This window comes from Escherichia sp. E10V10 (assembly GCF_004211985.1).
In the GTDB taxonomy this organism is placed as follows: Bacteria; Pseudomonadota; Gammaproteobacteria; order Enterobacterales; family Enterobacteriaceae; genus Escherichia.
The window spans coordinates 1-3,012 of record NZ_RHJO01000033.1; the positions used below are offsets into that span (position 1 = coordinate 1).

The 3,012-nt window shown below is 44.8% G+C and carries 5 protein-coding genes and 1 pseudogene; 4 read left to right on the forward strand and 2 right to left on the reverse strand.

The features are described 5' to 3' along the window. Together D9736_RS21950 and D9736_RS21955 are read right to left on the reverse strand one after the other, a co-directional pair. The coding region (locus D9736_RS21950; RefSeq protein ID WP_130259165.1) for an Ig-like domain-containing protein at positions 1 to 381 on the reverse strand (381 nt) is incomplete at its 3' end. 165 nt (positions 382 to 546) lie between these two features. Next, complete coding sequence (locus tag D9736_RS21955; RefSeq protein ID WP_240779370.1) at positions 547 to 1,218, reverse strand: phage tail protein; 672 nt, start codon at positions 1,216 to 1,218, stop codon at positions 547 to 549. A gap of 169 nt (positions 1,219 to 1,387) precedes the next feature. Between D9736_RS21955 and D9736_RS21960 the strand changes: the two genes are divergently transcribed. The 4 genes and pseudogenes from D9736_RS21960 (at position 1,388) to D9736_RS21975 (ending at position 2,992) form a co-directional block, all read left to right on the forward strand. Next, positions 1,388 to 1,690, forward strand: a complete 303-nt coding sequence (locus D9736_RS21960; RefSeq protein WP_130236373.1) for a type II toxin-antitoxin system RelE/ParE family toxin — start codon at positions 1,388 to 1,390, stop codon at positions 1,688 to 1,690. Between the two features lie 71 nt (positions 1,691 to 1,761). After that, positions 1,762 to 2,100, forward strand: a complete 339-nt coding sequence (locus D9736_RS21965) for a HigA family addiction module antitoxin (protein WP_000806446.1) — start codon at positions 1,762 to 1,764, stop codon at positions 2,098 to 2,100. Positions 2,101 to 2,156: 56 nt separating this feature from the next. Then, a pseudogene (locus D9736_RS21970) lies at positions 2,157 to 2,517 on the forward strand (helix-turn-helix domain-containing protein). Positions 2,518 to 2,695: 178 nt separating this feature from the next. After that, a complete protein-coding gene (locus D9736_RS21975) occupies positions 2,696 to 2,992 on the forward strand; it encodes a hypothetical protein (protein WP_130236372.1) in 297 nt (98 codons plus the stop codon). The last annotated feature ends 20 nt before the right edge of the window (positions 2,993 to 3,012 follow it).

The following is a 3,012-nucleotide window of genomic DNA, read 5'->3' on the forward strand; positions in this document are numbered from 1 at the left end:
GACCGGAGAAGCCAGCTTCTGCCCCTGCAGCGTGGCTGTCAGCGTAACCTCTTCCACCGTCGGAGAACTGACCTGAACAGTGACATGTCCCTGTTCGTCCGTCTGGGTGGTCGAGGCGGATAACTGCGCGGTATTGCTGGTTGAACTCCAGTCGATCTGGACATTCTTTAACGGATTACCCTGTGCGTCTTCTGCGACAGCAGTCAGCGTAGCGCTGTCCTTTCCATCGGCCAGCAGCGTGGTTTTATCCGGTGTGATGTTTTTCAGCACGGCGCTTTTGGTGTCGGCAACAAACGTCAGCGTGGTGGTTTGTTTCGCTGCACCGTTCGCGGTGGTGGCGGAAACAGTTGTCTGCCCGGCGTGTGTGGAGGTGAAATGCATGGTTGCAACCCCCTGATTATCCGCAAGGCTGCTGGTGCTGACGAAGATCAGCTACTAGTCCTGCTGACAATTCAGGAACATTTAGGGGATTGCAGAACAGGATAAGAATAGGAATTGCCGGCAGAATGATTCTGCCGACAGAATGCCAATTAAAGCAGGCTTATTTTAAGCCTGCTTTTTCGATTGTTGATGTTTTCTATAACAAGACTCAGAAGAGTTATTTGCGGCGATTCGCAGAATAAGGACGTCATCAGTCAGACCGTCCTGCTCACCGTCTGAGTCAAGAGCATGGAAAGAGTCACGCCCATCAGGGTTATCCAGCACATAAACGATTTCAGGTTCCTGGTAAGTCAGTTCGCGCTGGTTGTTATCCAGTTCAGTGAATGACTCTTCTCCAGTTTCGTCGCTGACCACGCCATATGTGCCGACATCAGGTCGGTATAAGAGCGCCTGGAACGCGTCTGGGCTGGATTCAATAATTAACATCCAGTCAGCACGGATCTGGTCGTTAAAGGCTTTATGCCCGTTATAGCGTGTTTTTAGCTGTGGAGTTGGTTCTCTGCCTGCCAGGGAAGATGGCAGAATGGCTATATCAGGTTCTCCAGTGTCCGGAGTAAAACTACCGCCGCTACCAGGGAAATTATCATGGCGATCAGCTTCGGCGGTGGATTGCTCTTCCAGAATGCTGAATGAATCCGATCCGGTATTGCCATGTTCCGGCGCGCCTCCTGCATCCTCTTCAATCGGCGCTGGCGTTTCTCTCTGCGTGCTGTCATGTTCTGACTCCTTACTTACCAGGTTTGCATCGTCAGCAAACCATTCGTCAAAACGGCCCATAAGCATCCTCAAAGGTCGATCTGTCAGGTATCGAAAGGAAGATTTTCGGGAGATTGTGATTTCGGATGAAGGAGGGGGAATTGTTGCAAATGCAAATGCACTTGCGCACAGTGCATCTGTGCGCTATAGTTATGGCATTCAGTAATCATCACGGAGGATCAAATGACTAATGACCAAAAAAATTAACATAAAGGATTTCAGGGATGCGTGGCTTGATGATTTTTTTGAATTTTCAACACCACACAAAAAGATACCTTCTGATATTCATATTACATTGTTGCGGAAGCTGGATATTATCAATGCCGCAACTACCTGGAAGGACTTGAGATCACCACCAGGTAATCGGTATGAGGAATTGTCAGGGAAGCTAAACGGCTATTCATCAATAAGGGTGAATAAGCAATATAGGTTAATTTTTAAGTGGGTTAACGGAAAGGCCGAGGACTTGTATCTCGACCCTCACAAATACTAAAACAAATACCCGGCGGATGGACCGGGTATTGACCAGAGTCCACTTAATACGCACGCTAGTAAGGGCAAAAAATGAAACAGGCAACCAGAAAACCGACGACTGTAGGTGATATCCTGCTGTACGAATACCTGGAGCCGTTAGAGCTGAAGATCAACGAGTTAGCAGAAATACTACATGTTCATCGTAACACCGTAAGTGCTCTTGTTAATAATAATCGTAAGCTAACGATGGATATGGCATATCGCCTGGCAAAAGCATTCGATACTTCTGTAGATTTTTGGATTAATCTTCAGACCGCAGTAGACCTGTGGGAAGTTGAAAATGACATGCGCGTTCAGGAAGAGTTAAGCCGTATCACTACTGCTGAAGAATTTATTTCTCAGCGGAATCTGAATAAAAAAGCAGCCTGATATTGTAAAAAACACACAAAAAGCCCACTAAAAAAGTGGGCTTTTCTTTGGAAATAATGAACATTAAACCTATCCGTACAGAACAGGATTATGAGGCCGCACTGCGTGCGGTCGAACCGATGTTCGATAACAAACCGGAAATGAACACCCCTGAAGGTGATTTCTTTGATGTCATGTGTCTTCTCATTGAAGAGTACGAGAAAAAACATTATCCAATTGAGTCTCCATCACCTATTGATGGTCATTAAGTTCCGTATGGAACAGCAAGGGCTGACCGTGAAAGACCTGGAACCGGCAATTGGTAAGCCAAACCGTGTTTACGAAGTGCTTAATGGTACTCGAAATTTGACGTTACCTATGATTCGTCGTTTACATTCCCAGTTTGGCATTCCACTGGAAAGTCTGGTTGGTGTTTGAGTTTGGCGGTCTGGAGGACCGCTTTTTTATAAAATGGGTATTAGAAAGGTAGATGTTTTGCTATTTCATGAATGGATAATCATGTTTCCAGCGAAAAAAAACGTAAAGTCTGTATTTTTTCTTAGGCAATGTTACAAAAATTCATTTAATCTCTTGCATTCACTACAGGAGATTATCTATGCATATATATTTAACCAATCTGATTCAATCTGACGCTGTCAACTTACGTCTGGCCGTTCCATTTCATTATCACGAAGGGGAACCTGGATTCATGAAACAGTGGGAAGACGCAAGGGCTGCAATCAGAAATGCAACCGATAAAAGAATAGGTCTTATATCATTCAAAAAAGACCCTCTCGTACTTGAAATCGAAAAATTTAAGGCTTTTATATTTCAAGATACTGAACTTGATAAATATTACATTATTTCACCAGTTAAACTCGCTGGGTGTGGTGAACCTATAGTTAAGTGCTAATGTAAATAGACCCGTTTTAG

What these genes read in the sequence shown, in the direction of transcription:
- D9736_RS21965 (WP_000806446.1), top strand. Translation starts at nt 1,762, where the DNA reads ATGAAACAGGCAACCAGAAAACCGACGACTGTAGGTGATATCCTGCTG.
- D9736_RS21960 (WP_130236373.1), top strand. Translation starts at nt 1,388, where the DNA reads ATGACCAAAAAAATTAACATAAAGGATTTCAGGGATGCGTGGCTTGAT.
- D9736_RS21955 (WP_240779370.1), bottom strand. Translation starts at nt 1,218, where the DNA reads ATGGGCCGTTTTGACGAATGGTTTGCTGACGATGCAAACCTGGTAAGT.
- D9736_RS21975 (WP_130236372.1), top strand. Translation starts at nt 2,696, where the DNA reads ATGCATATATATTTAACCAATCTGATTCAATCTGACGCTGTCAACTTA.